Here is a 20827-nt window from a genome sequence, read left to right as displayed (position 1 = left end):
AACATCTCTTTCTTTGGGTACATCAGTCCGTGATAAGAAGTGCATCATAAATGAACACCTTTATCTGCGCAATTTTTATACAGCGCTCAGGACTGATTAAATCTAAACAACGGCAACAGGTAGCGCTGCGCCTCTTCCGTGATCGCCTCAAAGTATTCTGGCTCGAGCGCTCGCCACAAACGCTGATACCAGACATCCTCACCTTCACCCCGCACCATCATGTTTCCTTCATAGGCCTGCATAAACTTACTGCGCGCTTTCTGGAGCGAAGCCTCATCCGTTAACATCGCATCATTCTGCGCGTCATAACAGGCTTTTATCCAGGCGCCGCCACTTTCCGGTAGTAACAGGAGCGGTTTGTTCATTCCCTGACGGTAGCCTTCAATGTACAAAGACAGATAACCTAACGCCTGCTCGGCTTCCATCGGCGGGAAGCGCCATTCGCCCTCTTTGCGCACGAAAATGCGGCTTTCGCCTTTATGCCCACCCGCACTGTAGACAAGATGTTCCAGCCAGAGTTGCAATCCTTGCGAAACGCTTAGCATTGAGGGCCGCCAGCGCAGCAGCCCATCCGGCTGTACCTGGGTTAACCAGCCCGTGAGCTGTACCCCGTTGCAGTTGAGATCAATTTCAATACTTTTCCCCGGCTGTCGGCACGCTCTTACGCGCTCTGCCAGAGCGGTCATCTCCTGGCACTGCGCCTCCCAGACGATCTCCCCAAACGCTCCGTAGGGCAGCTGACCCGCAGCACGGTAGCGACGGTAAAGTTTGTCCGCATCTTCCTCTTCAACCAGCGCATTCAGCAGCTGCAGGTTTAACTGGTAGCGCTCCAGACCTTCCAGCGTAAACGGTTCTGCATCAGGAATTTCACTCTCTTCAGAGCGGAAGTTGACCTGCAGTCGCTGCTGGAAGAAGGCGCGCACCGGATGTGCCCAAAACCGCTGAAGCTGCTCGAAGGTCAGGGTGTCGATGGGGCGCGGGTCAAGTTCCTGAATGAAATCGGTATGCGCATTCCCCTCTTTTTTCGCCGCCGGTAACCACTCATGGGCATAGCTCTGGCGCTCGCCGGCAATATAGTTCACCGGGTCAAACGGCATGCGGCTGTGGAAACAGGTGATATGGGCTTTCACCCTCTGCTCGCTTTCATCACAGTTGCGCTCTTCATCTCCCGGCAGGTAGTGGCTCTGGCCGATATAGTCCACCAGCTCCTGCACCAGTACGGAGGGGAAACGCTCGCTGTTGTCCTGAATAGAACGGCCGATATAGCTGATATAGAGCTTGCTCTGAGCAGAAATGAGCGCTTCAAGGAAGAGGTAGCGGTCATCATCGCGGCGGCTACGATCGCCCCGTTTTGGGTTTGCGCTCATTAAGTCGAACCCCAGCGGCGGCAGTGCGCGCGGATACACACCGTCGTTCATGCCAAGCAGGCAGACCACCCTGAACGGGATAGAACGCATGGGCATCAGGGTGCAGATGTTGACAGGCCCCGCCAGGAAACGCTGGCTGATTCGCTCCTGGTCAAGCCGCTGCGTCAGCTCATCACGCAACAGCGACAGCGGGATGGCCTCGTGGTAGTGGGAATTCACGCCTTCGTCGATGATAGCCTGCCACTGGGTTTCAATGAGTGCCATCGCCGCTTCGGTGTCATTGTCCGGCAGGAGGAAATCATTGAGTAACGCCCTGCAGACCGGGAGCCATTCTTCAAGTGGACGCGGCTGCAACAGCGCATATCGCCAGCGGTTAAGCTGCATTAATAGCGATGCTAAATGCCCCACCAGTTCAGCAATTAACCCGCTGGACTCATCGTAAGGCAGCACCTCATTCCACTCGCCCTGGCTGCTTTCCATGGCGTAGCCCAACAGCATACGCGTCAGGCCAAATCGCCAGGTGTGCTGTCCGGTTGCGGGAAGCTCGAACTCCTGAACGTTATCGTCATCGATCCCCCAGCGCACGCCAGACTCATTCACCCACTGACGAAGGTAGCGCAGACCCTCTTCATTAATGTTGAAGCGTGCGGCCAGCACGGGAACATCCAGCAACGCCAGGACATCTTCGGAGATAAACCGGCTATCCGGCAGTGACAGCAGAGTGATAAACGCCTGCAATACCGGATGCGACTGGCGGGCACGACGGTCAGATATCGCGTAAGGCAGGTACCGCTCCCCCGTCGCGCTGCCAAAGACGGCCTGAATAAAGGGACTGTAGGTGTCGATATCCGCCACCATCACCACGATATCGCGTGGCGTCAGATCGGGATCCTCCTGCAGCATCGCCAGCAGCTGGTCGTGAAGTACTTCGACCTCACGCTGCGGGCTGTGGCAAACGTGGATCGTGACGCTGCGATCGTCAGGATCCAGTTTTCGCTTATTGTCGCTGCGTTCGAACTCGTTCGCCGTCACGCCCATGACGGCGCGGTTTTCCAGATCCAGAATATCTAACTGAATATTATGCAGCAGGCAGTCCGGGGCGATCTCAACAAAGGCATCCACATCACCTTCACCTGAGGAAGTGATGTCTGAAAGCATGTGAATGTAATCACGCCCCAGCTTCCCCCACGAGGCAAGCAGCGGATTGGGCAGGTTCTGGATACCGTCTTCATCGAAAAGCTGCCAGGCCGTCGAGCCGTCTTTAAACAGCGGGATGGATCGTTCTTCAAAAAGGCGTTTTCGTTGGCGAGTTACCAGCCGTGCAAGCCAGCGTTCGTCGAGAATATCCCCCCAATACTGTCGGCAAGGGTTGGTAAACAAAATATGAATATCAATATGTTTACCCAGCGCATTCAGCGCCTTCAGATAGACAGGGGGTAATGCGGATATCCCGCAGATAAAAACGCGTGACGGCAGTCGGGCCGGGCGTTCCGACGCATTTTCAAGTATCGAGATAAACCGATCGTAGAGATTGGCACGGTGCCACTTAGGCTGGCCCAGTCTCTCGGTATGCTCCACCAGCGCTTTCCACAGCGGGGCCTGCCATATTTGCGCCTCCGGCAGGCCTTCAACCAACTCGCCCGCTTCCCAACGCATTAACCAGTCAGAGCGGTAAACAAGGTATTGGTCGTAGAGATCGGCAGTGCGCGACGCCAGCTGGAACAGCTTGCGCTTGTCGGTATCGTCATTGAGGTAGTGGCGCAGCATGGCAAATTCATCGTGCTGCAGCATTTCCGGCAGCAGCGCCATCAGCTTCCAGCTCATGGCCTGCTTGTTGAAGGCGCTCTGCTCCGGGATATCCGGCAACACGCGGACAAACATCTCCCAGATGAAGCTCGCAGGCAGCGGAAAATCAATATTCGCGGCAATGCCAAATTTGCGGGAAAGCGACATTTGCAGCCACTGCGCCATACCGGTGCTCTGCACCAGCACCATTTCAGGCTCAAAAGGATCGTCAAGTCGCTCGCGCTCAACGATAAACTCCATCAGTGCTTCCAGCACATCCAGACGATTTGAGTGGTAGACCCTTAACATAGACGCTCCCGACTACTGGCTAACCGGGCAATGCAGACGCGTTAACTCACCGCGCCGACCCAGAGGAGAAATAAGTGTAACCGTGATGCTGACACATCCTGCGAGCGTTGTCTGCCCCCGACTGGCCTGCCAGCCTGCCGGGAGAACATTTGTTGAGAGCTGAGACTGGTTCCAGGCATGGTGCCAGAGCTGGCGATACTGATTAAACACGGTGAACCGCGCCGCCAGCGCCCGGTGATACCCCGACAGTGCCGTCACGACCACCACCAGCAGCATCATCGCCAGCAGGACCTCAACCATGCTAAACCCTTTTTCTCTGCTCACGGCAGCTGACATAACGCACTCTCCTTAAGGGGGCAAAAATCGCTCCAGCCGTGAGGCGAAAAGCGCACTATCCCGTCGACGATCTCTCCCCTGCGCCAGAGCAGCAGGTCGTTGCCGCCGGCTATCAGTAGTACCCGCGCCTCGCTCAGCTGACGCAAACACACCCGCCATGCCGATGTCGTTTTGCACTGGACTGGTGGCGCTGACGCCCAGCGCTGAACGCGCCCCCACTCAAGCGCGGACTGCACCGTCGCCTGCTGCTGAAGCGAGCGGCTCTCACCGCCAACGAGCGCACTGAACGTTGTGAGCTGCTGATTGAGGCCCGTCAGGATCAAAGTACCAAGCACCAGTAAAAGCAGAACCAGCGCCAGCGAAGATATGCCGCGTTGACGATTCACAGGTTGTACCCCGTGACCGTATACAACGCCTGCCAGGGTTCCCCTTTTTCATCTTTACGCCTCGCGGCCAGTTCGATATTCAGCTCTGGCGCAAAACCGGCATGTTCGACTCTCCTCACCACAAAGTGTGCTATCGTAAGCCTGTCCGGGTCCGTGAGCTTTTCCCACCCTTTTCCTTCACACGACGTCGCGCCACGCAGGGTTTCCAGCGCCCCCGATTCCAGACGAAAACCGGTGCTGTCATTTTCTGATGCGCTGCTATCCCAGTAGCCGTTACTGTTGGCATCCCACCGCGCAATGATGCAGCGCCCCTGCCTGCCGATCGTCAGCGCCTGTCCCTGGCAATTTCCCGCGCAGTACCCCGCACGCTGAAGCTGTTTGCCGAGGGCAAACAGGCGTTGCCAGACCTCTTCTTCCAGATCTCGCTGGGTAGATTGCAGTAATACCGCCCGCTGCAATCCGGGTAAAAAGCGCGATGCGCTTATCAATAACAGGCTGCTGATGGCCGTAGCAATCAGCACTTCGGTAAGCGAAAAGCCGCCCTGTCTCATCGACATTGTCCTCCCTCGGAGACCTTACACATCCTGATGCGCCCTCCGTCTGAAACGATAATCAGCCAGTCTCCGGCACGACTTTGAACGCGTATCCGCCCTGCCCATGCCGTATCCCGTAATCCATAGAACCCCAGCGACGGCGTGACCTCGCCGATCGCGACCTCAGGCCAGAGGGGGAGCAGCACAAAGGGGCTGTCCTTCTCACAGCCCTGCACGGCAGAGCTCACCAGACAGTCCCTGTCGCCAACCCGCTGACGGGTGATTTGATGGTCGCGGTTGTGGCGGTTGGCATGGTTGCGCAGAAACAGCAGGTAATCTCGCACCTGACTGGCGGTTTGCCACAGCCGCTGATGCCGTTGCCAGCTGTCCCAGCCGTACAGACCTGAAGCGCTGAGGATGACGACAAGCGAAACAGCGACCAGCGTTTCGATAAGCGTAAAACCGTTCTCTTTTTTCATACCGGGAGTGTGGCGAAGCGCCGTGAACATGACGAGCATCGGATTATCGTTTTACGAGGCGTCATCCGCAGAATTGGGAGGGTTGCAGCGCGTTGCACGCTTTCTGGATAGCGCATCGGGAAACGGGAGAAAGGCGAAAAAAAACCGGCGCTAAACAGCACCGGTTGTGTCAGGCTTTACCGCATCAGATCGCGACAGGCGCTTTGATGCCCGGATGGGGGTCGTAGCCCTCAATCTCGAAATCTTCAAAGCGGTAATCGAAGATTGATGCCGGTTTGCGTTTGATAATCAGCTTCGGCAGCGCACGCGGTTCGCGGGTTAGCTGGAGATGCGTCTGTTCCATATGGTTGCTGTAGAGATGGGTATCCCCACCGGTCCAGACGAAATCACCCACTTCCAGGTCGCACTGCTGCGCCATCATATGAACTAACAGCGCATAGCTGGCAATGTTAAACGGCAGGCCGAGGAACACGTCACAGGAGCGCTGGTAGAGCTGGCAGGAGAGCTTGCCGTCAGCGACATAGAACTGGAAGAACGCGTGGCACGGCGCCAGCGCCATTTTATCCAGTTCGCCAACGTTCCAGGCGGAAACGATGATGCGGCGCGAGTCCGGATCGTTTTTCAGCTGGTTCATCACGGTGGTGATCTGGTCAATATGGCGGCCATCAGGCGTTGGCCATGCGCGCCACTGCTTGCCGTAAACGGGGCCCAGGTTGCCGTTCTCGTCTGCCCATTCGTCCCAGATGGAGACGTTATTTTCGTGCAGATACGCAACGTTAGTATCGCCTTGCAGGAACCAGAGCAGTTCATGAATGATCGAGCGCACGTGGCAGCGCTTTGTCGTCACCAGCGGGAAGCCTTCTTGCAGGTTGAAGCGCATCTGGTGGCCAAAAATGGAGAGCGTACCGGTACCGGTGCGGTCATTTTTCGGCGTGCCCTCATCGAGCACTTTTTTCATCAGTTCAAGATACTGTTTCATGGTTCCTCAGGAAAGTTGTTGCTGTGGACGACGACGATACGCCCAAATCATCATAATGGCACCCGCGACGATCATCGGAATGGAGAGGATCTGCCCCATGCTGATGTACTGTACCCACTCGCCGGTAAACTGGGCGTCAGGCTGGCGGAAGAATTCGACGATGATGCGGAACGCGCCATAGCCAATCAGGAACAGCCCGGAAACAGCCCCCATCGGACGAGGCTTGCGGATAAACAGGTTGAGGATGATAAACAGCACCACGCCTTCCAGCGCCAGCTCGTACAGCTGGGACATATGGCGCGGCAGCACGCCGTAGGTATCGAAAATGGACTGCCACTCAGGATGCGACGGCAACAGCGCCATGTCTTCCGCGCGCGAGCCCGGGAACAGCATGGTAAAGGAAACGCTCGGGTCGACACGCCCCCACAGCTCACCGTTGATGAAGTTGCCCAGACGGCCTGCCCCGAGACCAAACGGGATCAGCGGCGCGATGAAATCTGACACTTGGAAGAAGTTGCGTTTGGTGCGTTTGGCAAAAATCACCATCACCAGGATCACCCCAATCAGGCCGCCGTGGAAGGACATGCCGCCGTCCCAGACGCGGAACAGATAGAGAGGGTCATTCAGGAATACCGGGAAGTTATAGAACAGCACATACCCAATACGGCCACCCAGGAACACGCCGAGGAAGCCCGCATACAGCAGGTTTTCAACTTCGTTTTTAGTCCAGCCGCTGCCAGGACGGCTGGCGCGACGGCCAGCGAGCCACATGGCAAAAATGAAGCCCACCAGGTACATCAGACCGTACCAGTGAAGCGAAACAGGTCCTACTGAGAAAATGACCGGATCAAATTCCGGAAAATGCAGATAACCACTGTTCATCTGTCACCACAAGATGTTGTTATTCCGCTGAAAGTGGACAGCGGTAGAAATGCGATTCTGCCGTAAGCAGAGGCTCCAAAGTTGCGAATCATAGCACAAGGCGGGCGCGGAGGATGCGCCCGAGATGTAAAAGATGTGTATAGGGTTTTATGCGCGCTGGTGCCCTCTCCCACAGGGAGGGGGAGAAAGGCTTTAGCGGCCGCCGCGGATCAGACCGCCCATACCGCGTCGTTCCATAAACGCCGCGACCTGGTGGCGAACCTCAGCAGCCAGCTGCGCCTCAAGGCTACGTTCAGCCAGCTCGCGGGCATCATTGATTTCAATATGCCGCAACAGATACTTCACGCGGGCAACAGCGCGACCGTTCATCGACAGATGGCGATATCCCAGACCAATCAGGATCGCAACGCACATGGAGTCCCCGGCCATTTCACCGCACAGGCGTAAATCAATGCCGTACTGCTCCGCTTCACGGGCAATCATCGCTAAGGCGCGAATGATCGCCGGATGCAGGCTGTCATAGATACTGGCGACGCGGGTGTTGTTACGGTCGACGGCCAGAATATATTGCGTCAGGTCGTTCGTGCCGACAGAGATAAAATCAACCCGGTTCGCCAGCTGCGGCAGCATAAAGACCATAGACGGCACTTCAAGCATGACGCCGATCCGCGGTTTCGGAATCGCATAACCGATCATCTCTTCCACTTCACGGCCTGCACGTTCGATCAACCGACGCGCTTCGTCGATCTCATCGATGCTGGTGACCATCGGCAGTAAAATGCTGAGATTGCCCGTCGCCGCGTTGGCGCGGAGCATGGCACGCACCTGGATCAGGAAGATCTCAGGCTGGTCGAGCGTAATGCGGATCCCACGCCAGCCCAGGCACGGGTTTTCTTCGCTGATCGGCATATAGGGCAGTTGTTTATCCGCCCCGACGTCCAGGGTTCGCAGGGTGACCGGTTTGTCGTTAAACATTTGCAGCATGCCCTGATACTGCGCCACCTGCTCCTCTTCAGAGGGAAAGCCGCTCTGCAGCATGAACGGGATTTCGGTGCGGTACAGGCCAATGCCGTCGATGCGGCTGCCCAGCTTCTCTTCATGCTCAGGGCTTAAACCGGCGTTGAGCATGACTTTGATCCGCTCACCGCTCTTAAGCTGGGCGGGCAGGTTAACGTCATCTTCTGCCAGCTTGCTTAATTCATTCTCTTCGCTGATAAGACGCTGGTATTCCTGGAGCAGAACCGGCTCAGGATCGACCAGCAGCTCACCGCGATAGCCGTCGACCACCAGCGTACGGCGATGAAGTACCGACGGCTGAATGTCCGCCCCCATAACGGTAGGGATACCCAGCGCGCGCACCATAATGGCGGCGTGCGAGTTGGCGGCACCATCGCGCACCACCACACCGGCCAGCCTGTCCTGCGGCAGTTCAGCCAGCGTCGTTGCTGAGAGTTCATCGGCGACCAGAACAAACCGTTTTGGCCAGGCGTTCGGCCCCTGAATGGTGTCATCAAGATGGAACAGCAGGCGCTGCCCCAGGGCGCGCAGATCGCCTGCGCGCTCTTTCAGGTAACCGTCGGTCAGTGCCGCAAATTGATCGGCAAATTTTTCGATGACCTTCTTAACCGCCCACTCCGCGACCGAGCCTTTATCCACTTCCGCAAAAAGCTCACGGCGCAGGCGCGCATCGGAAAGCAGGTGCGAATAGAGGTCAAAGATGGCCGCCGTCTCTTTTTGCGCGCCTGCGGCAAAGCGCTTGCTGTAGCGACGAAATTCATTCGCGGCCTCTTCCAGCGCGGCGGTAAGACGCTCGCGCTCCAGCGCTTCATCAAGCGTTGAGGCTTCATAAACCTGCTCCATGAGCGGCAGCGTGGCATCCATCCAGCCTTCAGCAATCGCCACGCCTGGCGAGGCCGGAAGGGCACGAATGCGCGTATGGCGATACTGGCCAAAGAGCGCGGCAAGCTGAGACTGGGAGAGGATCGCCGCCATCTGCGTGGCCAGCGTGACGAGGAATGACTCCTCGCTTTCGTCGTACTGACGTAGCTCACGCTGCTGGACAACCAGCACGCCGAGAAGCTGGCGACGCTGGATAATCGGCACGCCAAGGAAAGCGCGGAAGCGCTCTTCTTTTACGGAAGGAATGTATTTAAAGCTGGGGTGTTTTTGCGCGTCAGCAAGGTTAATGGGTTCAGCCAGTCGCCCAACCAGACCCACGATACCCTCATCAAATGCGAGCGTTACGGTGCGTCCACGCGGTTTTTTCAAACCACGGGTCGCCATCAGGTAATAGCAGCGCCGATCGTGGTCGGCCAGATACACCGAACAGACCTCGGTCTCCATCGCAAGACAGATGTCGGTGACCAGAATATTCAGCGCCTCGTTCAGACGCGGCGCGCTGGCCACCTTCTCGACTATTTCTCGCAAGCGGGTGAGCATGATTTGCGTAGCTTAACCTCTTTTACGTCGCCAGGCAGGTGCGCTCTGCGGCTTAGGCGGGATCTCCTGAAGCTGCATCACCACACTTGCAAACTCTTTCATCACCCTACGGTAAACATCGCGCTTAAATGACACGACCTGACGAACAGGATACCAATAGCTCACCCAGCGCCAGCCATCGAACTCCGGCGTACTGCTGGTTTGCATATTGATGTCTGAATCGTTGCCCACCAACTGCAACAGAAACCACTTCTGTTTCTGGCCGATACAAACCGGCTTTGTGTCCCAACGCACCAAACGTTTCGGTAACTTGTAACGCAACCAGTTGCGGGTCGAAGCCAGGATGCGAACATCTTTTCGGCTCAAACCGACCTCTTCAAAAAGCTCCCGGTACATCGCTTGTTCTGGGGACTCTCCAGGATTGATCCCGCCTTGCGGGAACTGCCAGGAGTGCTGACCATATCGACGGGCCCACATCACCTGGCCCTGACGATTACAAATTACTATTCCTACGTTTGGGCGGTAGCCATCGTCATCAATCACCGGACTACCCCAAACTAAACCTTATATATGAATGATTGTTTCACACTACAGGGAGGCGGTAAACCACTCTCTTACAGGCCTGCAACCTAATAACAATTGAATAACTCACAAATATGTGCGGAGTTATAAACAGAAGTGAGACAGCAAAGGGAATTTTATTCACCTTTTCTGTGGATATAGTTGTGAAGAAGTGTCTGATTACCGATGAACAACCTCAAGCACCACAAAACGTCTTTTTATACCCCACTCCATTAATATGATTATTTTCATATGGTTATACGCATTGAGATAAACAAAAAACTGATTAGCGTGACGATCGTCACATCAGGGATCGTCGCACTGATGAAAGATCGAACAGCGTCGGTTTTATCCACAGATTGTGCCAATAAGTTAGTCACAATTTGTTTGAAAATTCGATTTTCATCGCACGTCAAGGCTGTAAATGGAAACAGTAGTCAGGGTTATGCCCAGTTATCCCATTTTTCTGTGGATAACATGGTGTAAGATCCTGTTCATTGTCAGTGACCAGATTTGAACAACCGGTTTTCTCACCCAGGCGGAACGATTTCAGACCAATAAAAAATCCTATAAATCATAGAGATGTCATATTGGTACAGAAAAAGTTAAACTCTATCCACAGGGGACAATTTCTTCGTTTATTTTTTAATCAAAAGGTTACCGTCATGCACCCGCTTACACCCTTGCTCTCACCACCGTCCAGCGAGAGCCAGTTGCTACTGCAGGCACAGCGTCTGGCTGGCTTTTCGCTTGGCGAGCTGGCGGCAATGGCCGGGCTTCCGATCCCAAAGGATCTGAAGCGGGATAAAGGCTGGATCGGTATGCTGCTGGAGCTGTGGCTGGGTGCCAGCGCAGGGAGCAAACCCGAGCAGGATTTTGCAGCCCTTGGCGTGGAGTTAAAAACCATCCCTGTAGACCGCCAGGGCAAGCCGCTTGAGACCACCTTCGTCTGCGTTGCGCCACTAACCGGCAATACCGGTGTAACCTGGGAAACCAGCCACGTTCGCCACAAGCTGAAGCGCGTATTGTGGGTACCGGTTGAGGGTGAGCGTCAGATCCCCCTGGCCGACCGACGCGTCGGCGCGCCGCTTCTCTGGAGCCCTGACGAGGATGAGGAGCATCAGCTGCGTCTGGACTGGGAGGAGCTGATGGACATGATTGTGCTTGGGCAGGTAGAGCGTATCACCGCCCGACACGGAGAAGTATTACAGCTGCGTCCGAAAGCGGCCAACAGTAAAGCACTTACCGAGGCAATCGGCGCGCAGGGCGAGCCTATCCTGACGTTGCCGCGCGGTTTTTATCTCAAAAAGAATTTCACCGGTGCACTACTCGCACGTCATTTCCTGTTGAAAACATAGTTTTTTACTTATTTTGAGAGCTCTCGAACATAATCGACTGCTTTTTAAGATTTTACCGCTTCCTCAAGTCGCCATATCGGGTTAATACTAGATTATGATTTGATACAAGCCAGATGAGGACGATAACGATGAAAAAATGGGCAGTGTTAGTGTCAGCAGTCGGTTTAGCGTTTGCTGTATCGGGCTGTAGCAGCGATTACGTCATGGCGACAAAAGATGGTCGAATGATCCTGACCGACGGTAAACCCGAAGTCGACGATGATACCGGTCTGGTCAGCTACCGCGACCAGGAAGGCAATAAAATGCAGATCAATCGCGACGAAGTCTCGCAAATTATCGAGCGATAAACAGAGAGAGGTCAGTCGCTTGCTGGCCTTTTTGATTTTTTTCTTCCCCTTTTGCTTCCCCTCTGCCATGTTTATATTCCTTTGTCGGGCACGGCCTGACGCGGTCTATAAGTCTATTGAGGAAGCCGGCTATGCATTATCACCGTATCCCCCACAGCGCTCTGGAAATTAGCCAACTGGGGTTGGGCACGATGACATTTGGTGAACAAAACAGCGAAGCCGATGCCCATGCACAACTCGATTACGCTGTCAGCCAGGGCATTAACCTGATTGATGTCGCAGAGATGTACCCTGTACCGCCACGTCCTGAGACGCAGGGACTTACCGAAACCTACGTCGGTAACTGGCTGGCAAAACGCGGCAACCGTGAAAAGCTGGTGATTGCCTCCAAAGTCAGTGGCCCCGCGCGCAACAACGATACCGGGATCCGCCCGAACCAGATCCTCGATCGCAAAAATATCCGCGCCGCACTGGATGCCAGCCTCAAGCGTCTGCAAACCGACTATCTCGACCTCTACCAGGTGCACTGGCCGCAGCGGTCAACCAACTGCTTTGGTAAGCTCGGCTACAGCTGGAATGAGAGCGCCCCCACCGTGACGCTACTGGAAACGCTGGAAGCGCTGACCGAATGCCAGCGTGCGGGAAAAATCCGCTACATTGGTGTCTCTAACGAAACGGCCTTTGGGGTCATGCGCTATCTGCACCTGGCGGATAAGCACGATCTGCCGCGTATCGTGACAATCCAGAACCCGTACAGCCTGCTTAATCGCAGCTATGAAGTGGGTCTGGCCGAAGTGACGCAGTATGAAGAGGTGGAGCTGCTCGCCTACTCCTGTCTCGGCTTCGGCACGCTGACGGGGAAATACCTGAACGGTGCGAAACCGGCCGGTGCGCGTAATACCCTCTTTAGCCGCTTTACCCGCTACAGCGGCGAGCAGACGCAGAAAGCCGTTGCCGCCTATGTGGATATCGCGAAGCGTCACGGTCTTGACCCTGCGCAGATGGCGCTGGCATTCGTGCGTCGTCAGCCGTTTGTTGCCAGTACCCTGCTGGGCGCAACCACGATGGAACAGCTGAAAACCAATATTGAGAGTTTCCATCTGAACCTGAGTGAAGAGGTGTTAGCGGAGATTGAAGCGGTGCATCAGGTTTATACTTATCCTGCACCGTAGCCTGATACTTTTGCCCGGTGGCGCTACGCTTACCGGGCCTGCAGGTGCTCAAACCCAGGCCGGGTAAGGCGAAGCCGCCACCCGGCTATATATCAACGGCGACGTTGCCACATCCACAAGCCTGCAATCGCAATCGCAAACAGCCCGCCAAACCCGACGCCAATCCCCACCACCGGCACACCCACTTTTACCGCCAGCGAGTAGAGTCCCAGCATTAACAGCATCGCCAGGTTTTCACCCAGATTTTGTACCGCGATGGCATTCCCCGCCCCGACGGTTTGCTTGCCCCGTTCCTGCAGTAACGCGTTCAGCGGCACCACGAAGAAGCCCCCCAGAATACCAATCAGGATCAGGAGGGCATAAGCAGGCAATAACGCATGCTGCAGCGAGAAGATAAGCACCACCACGCCAATCAGGATCCCTGCTGGCATGCAGCGTGCAACCGTCTCAAGCGTCACCAGCTTCGCTGCCGCACCTGCCCCCACAACAATGCCGATGGCCACCATCGCATTAAGATAGGTCGGCGTCGCGTTGTCCGTAATGCCCAGCGCCACCGGCACCCACAGGACCAGCAGGAAGCGCAGCGTAACGCCCGCGCCCCAGAACATACTGGTCCCCATCAGGGAGAAACGCGTTTCACCGTTACGCCACAGCACGCGGCAGGCAGTAAAGAAGCTGCCGGTCATTGGTTTAACGCGCCAGGACTGGCCCGGGCGAGCCACCGGCAGCTTCGGAATAAACAGGTTCGCCACGACCGCCCCGCCATACACCACCGCACACACGCCCAGTGCCGCCAGCACATGCCAGTCGGCCAGCACGCCGCCCGCGACGGATCCGAGCAGAATAGCGGCAATGGTTGACGATTCCATCAGGCCGTTGGCTTTGACCAGCTTATCCCCGGTGGTCAGCTCTCCGAGGATGCCGTACTTCGCCGGCGAGTAAGCGGCGGCCCCAATGCCCACCAGCGTATAGCCAATAAACGGATTGAAGCCAAAGCAAATGCTGGCCGCCCCCAGCAGCTTGAGGCCGTTGGCAAACATCATCACCCGGCCTTTCGGGAAGCTGTCCGCCACCTGCCCCACAAACGGAGCAAAGATAATGTAAGCGCCCACAAACACCATCTGCAGGATCGGCTGACTCCAGTCGGGGTAAAACTCGGCTTTCAGCAGCGCCAGCGTGGCAAACAGCAGCGCGTTATCACCGAACGCAGAGAGAAACTGCGCGGCGATGACGGCCATCATGCCTTTCGACCTGAGGGATGTGTTAGTGTGTACTGACTCACGCATTTTGCTGTTCCGCCTCTTCAACCATGCCTTTCAGGGTCACGAAATCGGGCTTCCCGCTGCCCAGCACCGGGAGCTGTTTCAGGTAGCGAATATCGCGCGGCACGGCCAGTTCAGGAATACCGTGTTCACGCGCATAGCTCAGTAACCTGTCGCGCTTAAGCTCACTGTCGGTCGTAAACAGCACCAGCGCCTCGCCTTTGCTGGCATCGCTCTTCACCACCGTGGCGTGCATCTTCTCGGCGGACACGGCCGTCGCCAGTTGCTCCACCATTTCCAGAGAGACCATTTCGCCGGCAATTTTGGCGAAGCGTTTTGCGCGCCCCTGAATCTGTACAAAGCCCTGCTCATCGAAACGGACGATATCCCCGGTGTCGTACCAGCCGGTTTCAACCTCGCCGTTGACGTTTTCCGCCGTCGGCGCTTCCAGCACGCCCGGGTTTTCCACGCGCAGATACCCGTTCATCACGTTTGGCCCTTTCAGCTGCAGCCGGCCCCCGTCCTCAATGCCCGGCACCGCCAGCAGACGCGCATCCATCCCCGGCAGAATTCGGCCAACCGTGCCCGGTTTCGCCGCCATCGGCACGTTAATCGAGACCACGGGCGCACACTCGGTAACGCCATAGCCTTCGAGAATGCGCAGGCCAAACTTGTCCTGCCAGATCTGGCGCGTGCTCTCCTGCAGTTTTTCCGCGCCAGCCACCACATACCGCACGCGATAGAAGTCATACGGATTGGCGAAACGCGCATAGTTCCCCAGGAAGGTTGAGGTCCCGAACAGAACGGTACAGTTACGGTCATACACCAGCTCCGGCACAATGCGGTAATGCAGCGGGCTCGGGTAGAGGAACACTTCTGCGCCGGTCAGGAGCGGCGTAAACAGCCCCACCGTCAGGCCAAAGGAGTGGAACAGCGGCAGCGCCGACATAAAGCGGTCGTTCGCGGTAAAGTCGGCGATGCTTTTAATCTGCTCGACGTTCGCCAGAATGCTCTTGTGGCTGTGGACGACGCCTTTCGGGTTGCCTTCAGAACCCGACGTGAAGAGGATAATCGCGTCATCTTCCGGCTGCTGTTTGACCTGGGCCAGACGCGGCATCAGCAGATGCGCAAAAATCCACAGCTTGTCGCCGGTGGTCACGTCCGCTTTCAGATCTTCCAGGAAGACCCAGCGCACCTGAGTGAGCTGCTCGGGAAGATGCCAGAGCTTGCCTTTGTCCAGGAACTGGCGGGAGGTGAATACGGTATTGATTTGCGCAGCGGTTATCGCGCTGGTCAGCCCCTTCACGCCCGCCGTGTAGTTCATCATCGCCGGAATACGGCCCCGGGAAACCGCACCGAAAATCACCGCCGCGCTGATGCCCGCGTTAGGCAGCATCAGGCCAATCTTTTCGCCCTTTTTGCTGTACTTCTCCAGAATACGGCCCACAAACAGGGTTTTGGTCAGCAGCTTGCGATAGGTATCCGGGGTAAAGTTAATGTCTTCGATGCAGTTTTTCTTCGCGCCATAGCGGTACTGCGCGGAAAGCAGGGATTCGTAGAGCGTTTCGCGCGGGCGCACGGCCATACGCGCTTCCATCATGATCTGATGCAGCATTTCCCCGGCGATTTTACGGCGATCGCGGGCACGCGGCGCGTCGGGCATCGGTAATGACGTTGGCGGCAGGATATGCAGCGTGATTTTGGGGAACAGACGCTGCTTCACCAGCCCCTTCAGACGGCTGAAATGGGTCAGCTCCGCGCCTTCAATACGCAGCGGCACCACGGTCGCTTTTGACTTCGCCGCAACAAACCCCGCGCCGTCGTAGATTTTCATCAGCGCACCGGTCACGGAGATCCGTCCTTCAGGGAAAATGACCACCGGGCGCCCCTGCTCGACCAGACGTACCAGATGCTTAATCATCATCGGCTTTGTCGGGTCGAGCGGCACAAAATCAATCAGCGGCGAGAGCCAGCGCATGTACCACTGCTGGCTGATGGAGGTATACACCGCAAACACCGGACGCACGGGCAAAAACAGCGCCAGCAGGATGCCGTCTATAAAGGAAACATGGTTTGGTGTGATCAAAACGCGTTCGCCGCTAAGCGCCCGGGTGTCGCCAGTAATGCGGATGCGAAAAAGAATACGGAAAAGCGTACGGAAGAACCCAAATAGCATCTCAACTCCCTTTGCCAGCCAGTGTGGAGGGTTATTAGTAAATGGTGGCAGATTACACGAGAAGTGATAAGGGAGCGACAGCAAAAGTGGAGGCGAAAAAAAACCTGCGCATCCGCGCAGGTTGGTGCAAGAGATGAGTACGAAACCGTACTAAGAATTCTCACCAATCAATACCTCTGGGATCTCAACTGTATCAACCTCTTTAACGCCCTTGCTATCGGACAATCGCAACAGCCTGAGGCAAAGTGTAACTAAAGGTTCAGATTCACATTTTTCAGACATGACTGGGCGTGTAACGATTACACCGCCAGGGGTGTGCTGCGTCACGTTTGTGGAGAGCGGAAACCCGCTCCCCTTGAATGCACGGCGCTTTTCCGCAACACTATTTGGTGTGTAAACGCTTACCCCCAATAAGAAGGTAATGAATGGCGACAATAAAGGATGTGGCCCGTCTGGCTGGCGTGTCGGTGGCAACCGTCTCGCGCGTGATTAATGATTCACCAAAGGCCAGTGACGCATCACGTCAGGCGGTACAAAGCGCCATGGAATCCCTGAATTATCATCCCAATGCCAACGCTCGCGCGCTCGCCCAGCAGTCCACAGAAACGATTGGTCTGGTGGTGGGCGATGTTTCTGATCCCTTTTTCGGCGCCATGGTGAAAGCGGTTGAACAGGTTTCCTATCAGACAGGCAATTTTTTGCTGATCGGCAATGGCTATCATAACGAACAAAAGGAACGCCAGGCCATTGAACAGCTGATCCGCCACCGCTGCGCGGCGCTGGTGGTTCACGCTAAAATGATCCCGGATGCCGAACTGATTCACCTGATGAAGCAGATGCCCGGAATGGTGATTATCAACCGCATCATTCCCGGCTTTGAGAAACGCTGTGTGGCCCTCGACGACCGCTACGGCGCCTGGCTTGCCACGCGGCACCTGATTCAGCAGGGCCATACCCGGATTGGCTATCTCTGTTCCAATCACCCCATTTCTGATGCGGAAGACCGTCTGCAGGGCTACTACGATGCCCTGCGTGAAAACGGGCTGCTGTGTAATGACCGTCTGGTGGCCTACGGTGAACCGGACGAGAGCGGCGGTGAACAGGCCATGACCGAACTGCTGGGCCGCGGACGGAATTTCACGGCGGTTGCCAGCTATAACGACTCTATGGCCGCAGGGGCAATGGGGGTGTTGAATGACAACGGAATTGAGGTACCGGCAGAAATTTCGCTGATTGGCTTCGACGACGTGCTGGTCTCCCGCTACGTTCGCCCGCGTCTGACCACCGTGCGCTACCCAATCATCACCATGGCAACGCAGGCCGCCGAGCTGGCGCTAGCGCTGGCTGAACAGCGCCAGCCGCCGGAAATTACCCATCTGTTTAGCCCGACGCTGGTCCGTCGTCACTCCGTTGCGTCGCCTGCAGAAGCGCAGAGCGAATAACGGTAGAGGTGCACCCGCGTGTTGGGGTATTCCAGCCCATCACCGATATACTGCCAGCCGTAACGTTCGTAAAAGTCGCGGCAGGCAGACCAGAGATGGAGCTCCTCATACCCGGACTGCGCGGCGTAAGCGATAACATGCTGCTGAAGCTGCCCCGCCAGCCCTTTGCCTCGCGCCGCGTCGTCAACGTAGAGCGCCGCCAGCCACGGACAGAGATCCTGACGGGTGATCAAATCGCAGCGCCAGAGTCCCACCGTGCCAAGAAGCTGTTCGCCGTCAACGGCAATAAACGTCAACGGTAATGCCCCAGGCGTCTGGCTGTGCTCAACAATGCTGTGGAAAAATGCCCGAGGAAGCCCTTCGCCAAAGGCCTGCCAGATCCAGTCGGTAACCTGCTCTGCGAAGTGTGGCGCCTTGTAAAGCGGGAGGATGACAGCCTTATTCATGTTTCACCTGCATTTTCTCATGTATTTACTGGCCTGATGCTCCAGCCCGGTTCGGTGATTATCTTACCAGAGTCAGGCTATTGAGTTTGACTTCAGGCTGGCCGGACGAATCGTTACCAAAAAGCGTGATCGTGGCAGAGTTTTTGCGCTTCCCGCATCGCTTATACGGCATAAGCTCTGTGGTAAACTGCAGATCGTTACGTGGAAGCAGGAATATAGAATGGCAACAATGCTGGATGTATCACTGCGCGCGGGCGTGTCGAAGGCCACGGTATCGCGCGTGCTGAACGGCACAGGTCAGGTAAAAGAGAGTACGCGTCAGCAGGTGTTTGCTGCGATGGAAGAGCTGGGCTATCGCCCGAACTTTCTCGCGCGCTCGCTGGCTAACCAGACCAGCAATAGCATTGGTCTGGTCGTCTCGACCTTTGACGGCTTTTATTTTGGCCGCCTTCTCCAGCAGGCGTCGCGGCAGACCGAAACTCACGGGAAACAGCTGATCGTCACCGACGGTCACGACGCGCCGGAACAGGAAGAGCAGGCGGTGCAGATGCTGGCCGATCGCCAGTGCGATGCCATCGTGCTTTACACGCGCTACATGAGCGAAAAAGCGATCGTCAAACTGATGAACACCGTGAAAACGCCGCTGGTGGTCATTAACCGTGAAGTGAGCCAGGCGCCGGATCGCTGCGTGTTCTTCGAACAGCAGGATGCCGCATTCAAGGCCGTGGATTACCTGATCGGCCAGGGCCATCGGGAGATCGCCTGTATCACCGTCCCGATCCACACTCCCACGGGTAAAGCGCGGCTGATGGGCTATCGCAAGGCGCTGGAAAAGCACGGTATCCGTCTGGACGAGCGCCGGATAAAGTACGGCGATGCAGGAATGACGCGGGGATACGAGCTTTGCAAGGAATTGATTGCCGACGGAGTACCGTTTAGCGCCCTGTTTGCCTGTAACGACGATATGGCGCTGGGGGCGTCCAAAGCGTTGCACCAGGCGGGGCTGAAAATCCCGCAGGATATCTCCCTGTTCGGCTTTGATGATGCCCCAAGCGCGAAATGGCTGGAGCCTGCGCTCTCGTCGGTTTATCTGCCCATCGACAATATGATTGTCACCGCCATCGATCAGGCGATCCGGCTGGCAAGAAACCAGCCGGTCGATGCCATCCCGCCGTTTACCGGCACGCTGGTGTTACGCGATTCGGTCACAACGGGGCCGTACTTTCATCAGATGAGTTCTAAAGCCAGCAGTTCCTGAATGGTCTGGCGACGGCGGATCAGCCGCGCCTTGCCATTATCAAACAGCACTTCCGGCAGCAGCGGGCGGCTATTGTAGTTAGAGGACATAGACGCCCCGTAGGCACCGGTGTCGTGCAGCACAAGATAGTCACCCGGTTTGACCTCTGGCAGCGCGCGGGTTTCCACTTTGCCGCCCTCCTGCTGGGTAAACACGTCACCCGATTCGCACAGCGGCCCCGCAACGACCGTCTCAACGCGCGGCGCCTGCGTTAAATCGCGGCCGTCGGCAGCCAGGGCGGTAATGTGGTGATAGCTACCGTACATGGACGGACGCATCAGGTCGTTAAAGCCTGCATCAATCAAGACGAAGTGCCGAGACCCCATCTCTTTCACGCTGCGCACCTGCGAAACCAGCACGCCGGCTTCCGCCACCAGGAAACGACCCGGCTCAATTTCCAGCTTCACCGCGTGGCCCAGATGCGCGGCAATTTGATCGCGCGCGGCGCTCCACAGACCGTAATAGTGATCGGTATCGATCGCCTCTTCCCCTTCGCGATAAGGAATGGAGAGACCACCGCCCGCAGAGATCGCCTCCAGATCCTGACCGAAGTCGACAACCTGGCGCACCATCGCGCCGCACACCTGTTCCAGGTGGCCATAATCCACCCCAGAGCCAATGTGCATATGAATACCCACCAGCTTCAGGTTGTAGCGCTGTAACACCTCCAGCGCGGCAGGCATGTCGGCATACCAGATCCCGTGCTTGCTGTTTTCGCCGCCGGTATTGGTTTTTTGGCTGTGGCCATGGCCAAAGCCCGGGTTTACGCGCAGCCAGACGCGGTGGCCGGGAGAAACCTGACCGAGCTGCTCGAGCATATCCACAGAACCGGCATTTACCGGGATCTGCAGTTCGTGAACGCGCGCCAGCGTCGCATCGTCGATCACATCGGCAGTAAAGACGATCGCGTCGCTGTCGGCTTTCGGATCGTATCCGGCTACCAGCGCGCGCTCGATTTCGCCGAGTGAAACGGAGTCAACCTTCACGCCCTGCTCACGCATCAGGCGCAGAATATGAATATTGGAGCAGGCCTTCTGGGCAAAACGTACCACGTCGAACTGATGCAGGGCGGCGATCTTCTCGCGGACGATCTGCGCGTCGTAGACCCACACCGGACAGCCAAACTCGGCAGGCAGGCGCAGCAGGTTGTCGGCGTTCAAATCGGTATCAGTCTGGTTCAGCGGGCGTGGCATGGTCTTCTCCGGATAAATGCGTTTTGATGATTACGCCACAGCGCAAGGAGAATAAAAAATATCGTTTTATCGCGAGTC

Annotated in this window: 18 protein-coding genes; 5 read left to right on the top strand and 13 right to left on the bottom strand. The window is 56.5% G+C overall.

The annotated features are described in order from the left end of the window. Positions 1-86: 86 nt before the first annotated feature. From recC to rppH, 9 genes are all read right to left on the bottom strand, one after another. Complete coding sequence (recC, locus tag N6P30_RS15430; RefSeq protein WP_023294471.1) at positions 87-3461, bottom strand: exodeoxyribonuclease V subunit gamma; 3375 nt, start codon at positions 3459-3461, stop codon at positions 87-89. Positions 3462-3473: 12 nt separating this feature from the next. Further along, positions 3474-3797: a prepilin-type N-terminal cleavage/methylation domain-containing protein gene (locus N6P30_RS15425; RefSeq protein ID WP_008499660.1), complete on the bottom strand. Its 324-nt coding sequence runs from the start codon at positions 3795-3797 to the stop codon at positions 3474-3476. Beyond that, entirely contained in the window at positions 3782-4183 is a 402-nt protein-coding gene (locus N6P30_RS15420) for a DUF2509 family protein (protein ID WP_021242011.1), read from the bottom strand. Before N6P30_RS15420 ends, N6P30_RS15425 begins: the two co-directional genes overlap by 16 nt. Next, on the bottom strand, positions 4180-4740 hold the full coding sequence (locus N6P30_RS15415) for a prepilin peptidase-dependent protein (RefSeq protein WP_032676959.1): 561 nt from the start codon (positions 4738-4740) through the stop codon (positions 4180-4182). Before N6P30_RS15415 ends, N6P30_RS15420 begins: the two co-directional genes overlap by 4 nt. Further along, positions 4731-5195: a prepilin peptidase-dependent protein gene (locus N6P30_RS15410; protein ID WP_025912413.1), complete on the bottom strand. Its 465-nt coding sequence runs from the start codon at positions 5193-5195 to the stop codon at positions 4731-4733. The genes N6P30_RS15415 and N6P30_RS15410 overlap by 10 nt, the downstream gene beginning before the upstream one ends. A gap of 184 nt (positions 5196-5379) precedes the next feature. Then, on the bottom strand, positions 5380-6174 hold the full coding sequence (gene thyA / locus N6P30_RS15405) for a thymidylate synthase (protein ID WP_021242014.1): 795 nt from the start codon (positions 6172-6174) through the stop codon (positions 5380-5382). Positions 6175-6180: 6 nt separating this feature from the next. Then, positions 6181-7056, bottom strand: a complete 876-nt coding sequence (gene lgt / locus N6P30_RS15400) for a prolipoprotein diacylglyceryl transferase (RefSeq protein ID WP_008499664.1) — start codon at positions 7054-7056, stop codon at positions 6181-6183. Positions 7057-7248: 192 nt separating this feature from the next. Next, on the bottom strand, positions 7249-9495 hold the full coding sequence (gene ptsP / locus N6P30_RS15395) for a phosphoenolpyruvate--protein phosphotransferase (protein WP_025912414.1): 2247 nt from the start codon (positions 9493-9495) through the stop codon (positions 7249-7251). Between the two features lie 12 nt (positions 9496-9507). Next, a complete protein-coding gene (gene rppH, locus N6P30_RS15390; RefSeq protein WP_013098553.1) occupies positions 9508-10038 on the bottom strand; it encodes an RNA pyrophosphohydrolase in 531 nt (176 codons plus the stop codon). 683 nt (positions 10039-10721) lie between these two features. Between rppH and mutH the strand changes: the two genes are divergently transcribed. The 3 genes from mutH (at position 10722) to N6P30_RS15375 (ending at position 12933) form a co-directional block, all read left to right on the top strand. After that, a complete protein-coding gene (gene mutH, locus N6P30_RS15385) occupies positions 10722-11414 on the top strand; it encodes a DNA mismatch repair endonuclease MutH (RefSeq protein WP_021242015.1) in 693 nt (230 codons plus the stop codon). 128 nt (positions 11415-11542) lie between these two features. After that, positions 11543-11761 (top strand): YgdI/YgdR family lipoprotein, encoded by a 219-nt coding sequence (locus N6P30_RS15380; RefSeq protein WP_008499668.1) that lies wholly within the window; start codon positions 11543-11545, stop codon positions 11759-11761. A 131-nt stretch (positions 11762-11892) separates the two neighbouring features. After that, the gene (locus tag N6P30_RS15375) at positions 11893-12933 is read left to right on the top strand and encodes an NADP(H)-dependent aldo-keto reductase (protein WP_023294476.1); all 1041 of its coding nucleotides are present in this window, start codon (positions 11893-11895) and stop codon (positions 12931-12933) included. A 92-nt stretch (positions 12934-13025) separates the two neighbouring features. Here the strand turns inward: N6P30_RS15375 and lplT are convergent, their stop codons facing one another. Continuing rightward, the gene (gene lplT / locus N6P30_RS15370; protein ID WP_023294477.1) at positions 13026-14219 is read right to left on the bottom strand and encodes a lysophospholipid transporter LplT; all 1194 of its coding nucleotides are present in this window, start codon (positions 14217-14219) and stop codon (positions 13026-13028) included. After that, positions 14212-16371: a bifunctional acyl-ACP--phospholipid O-acyltransferase/long-chain-fatty-acid--ACP ligase gene (aas, locus tag N6P30_RS15365; protein ID WP_023294478.1), complete on the bottom strand. Its 2160-nt coding sequence runs from the start codon at positions 16369-16371 to the stop codon at positions 14212-14214. The genes lplT and aas overlap by 8 nt, the downstream gene beginning before the upstream one ends. 425 nt (positions 16372-16796) lie before the next feature. Here aas and galR point away from each other — a divergent pair, with 425 nt between their 5' ends. Next, a complete protein-coding gene (galR, locus tag N6P30_RS15360; protein WP_023294479.1) occupies positions 16797-17813 on the top strand; it encodes an HTH-type transcriptional regulator GalR in 1017 nt (338 codons plus the stop codon). Here galR and N6P30_RS15355 read toward each other — a convergent pair. Then, on the bottom strand, positions 17774-18259 hold the full coding sequence (locus N6P30_RS15355; RefSeq protein WP_023294480.1) for a GNAT family N-acetyltransferase: 486 nt from the start codon (positions 18257-18259) through the stop codon (positions 17774-17776). The genes galR and N6P30_RS15355 overlap by 40 nt on opposite strands. Before the next feature lie 220 nt (positions 18260-18479). Here N6P30_RS15355 and N6P30_RS15350 point away from each other — a divergent pair, with 220 nt between their 5' ends. Further along, a complete protein-coding gene (locus tag N6P30_RS15350; protein ID WP_008499674.1) occupies positions 18480-19517 on the top strand; it encodes a LacI family DNA-binding transcriptional regulator in 1038 nt (345 codons plus the stop codon). On the opposite strand, the gene lysA is transcribed toward N6P30_RS15350, so the two are convergent. Continuing rightward, complete coding sequence (lysA, locus tag N6P30_RS15345; RefSeq protein ID WP_008499675.1) at positions 19487-20749, bottom strand: diaminopimelate decarboxylase; 1263 nt, start codon at positions 20747-20749, stop codon at positions 19487-19489. The two genes, N6P30_RS15350 and lysA, sit on opposite strands and share 31 nt — an antisense overlap. Between the last annotated feature and the right edge of the window lie 78 nt (positions 20750-20827).

It is taken from the genome of Enterobacter sp. PL1 (assembly GCF_945957325.1).
GTDB lineage: Bacteria > Pseudomonadota > Gammaproteobacteria > Enterobacterales > Enterobacteriaceae > Enterobacter > Enterobacter roggenkampii.
This window is presented reverse-complemented; position numbering and strand designations above follow the sequence as displayed.

Bases quoted from the DNA above. Each gene is read 5' to 3' on its own strand.
- recC (WP_023294471.1), bottom strand. From the start codon at position 3,461: ATGTTAAGGGTCTACCACTCAAATCGTCTGGATGTGCTGGAAGCACTG.
- N6P30_RS15425 (WP_008499660.1), bottom strand. From the start codon at position 3,797: ATGTCAGCTGCCGTGAGCAGAGAAAAAGGGTTTAGCATGGTTGAGGTC.
- N6P30_RS15415 (WP_032676959.1), bottom strand. From the start codon at position 4,740: ATGTCGATGAGACAGGGCGGCTTTTCGCTTACCGAAGTGCTGATTGCT.
- N6P30_RS15410 (WP_025912413.1), bottom strand. From the start codon at position 5,195: ATGAAAAAAGAGAACGGTTTTACGCTTATCGAAACGCTGGTCGCTGTT.
- thyA (WP_021242014.1), bottom strand. From the start codon at position 6,174: ATGAAACAGTATCTTGAACTGATGAAAAAAGTGCTCGATGAGGGCACG.
- lgt (WP_008499664.1), bottom strand. From the start codon at position 7,056: ATGAACAGTGGTTATCTGCATTTTCCGGAATTTGATCCGGTCATTTTC.
- ptsP (WP_025912414.1), bottom strand. From the start codon at position 9,495: ATGCTCACCCGCTTGCGAGAAATAGTCGAGAAGGTGGCCAGCGCGCCG.
- mutH (WP_021242015.1), top strand. From the start codon at position 10,722: ATGCACCCGCTTACACCCTTGCTCTCACCACCGTCCAGCGAGAGCCAG.
- N6P30_RS15380 (WP_008499668.1), top strand. From the start codon at position 11,543: ATGAAAAAATGGGCAGTGTTAGTGTCAGCAGTCGGTTTAGCGTTTGCT.
- N6P30_RS15375 (WP_023294476.1), top strand. From the start codon at position 11,893: ATGCATTATCACCGTATCCCCCACAGCGCTCTGGAAATTAGCCAACTG.
- lplT (WP_023294477.1), bottom strand. From the start codon at position 14,219: ATGCGTGAGTCAGTACACACTAACACATCCCTCAGGTCGAAAGGCATG.
- aas (WP_023294478.1), bottom strand. From the start codon at position 16,371: ATGCTATTTGGGTTCTTCCGTACGCTTTTCCGTATTCTTTTTCGCATC.
- galR (WP_023294479.1), top strand. From the start codon at position 16,797: ATGGCGACAATAAAGGATGTGGCCCGTCTGGCTGGCGTGTCGGTGGCA.
- N6P30_RS15355 (WP_023294480.1), bottom strand. From the start codon at position 18,259: ATGAATAAGGCTGTCATCCTCCCGCTTTACAAGGCGCCACACTTCGCA.
- N6P30_RS15350 (WP_008499674.1), top strand. From the start codon at position 18,480: ATGGCAACAATGCTGGATGTATCACTGCGCGCGGGCGTGTCGAAGGCC.
- lysA (WP_008499675.1), bottom strand. From the start codon at position 20,749: ATGCCACGCCCGCTGAACCAGACTGATACCGATTTGAACGCCGACAAC.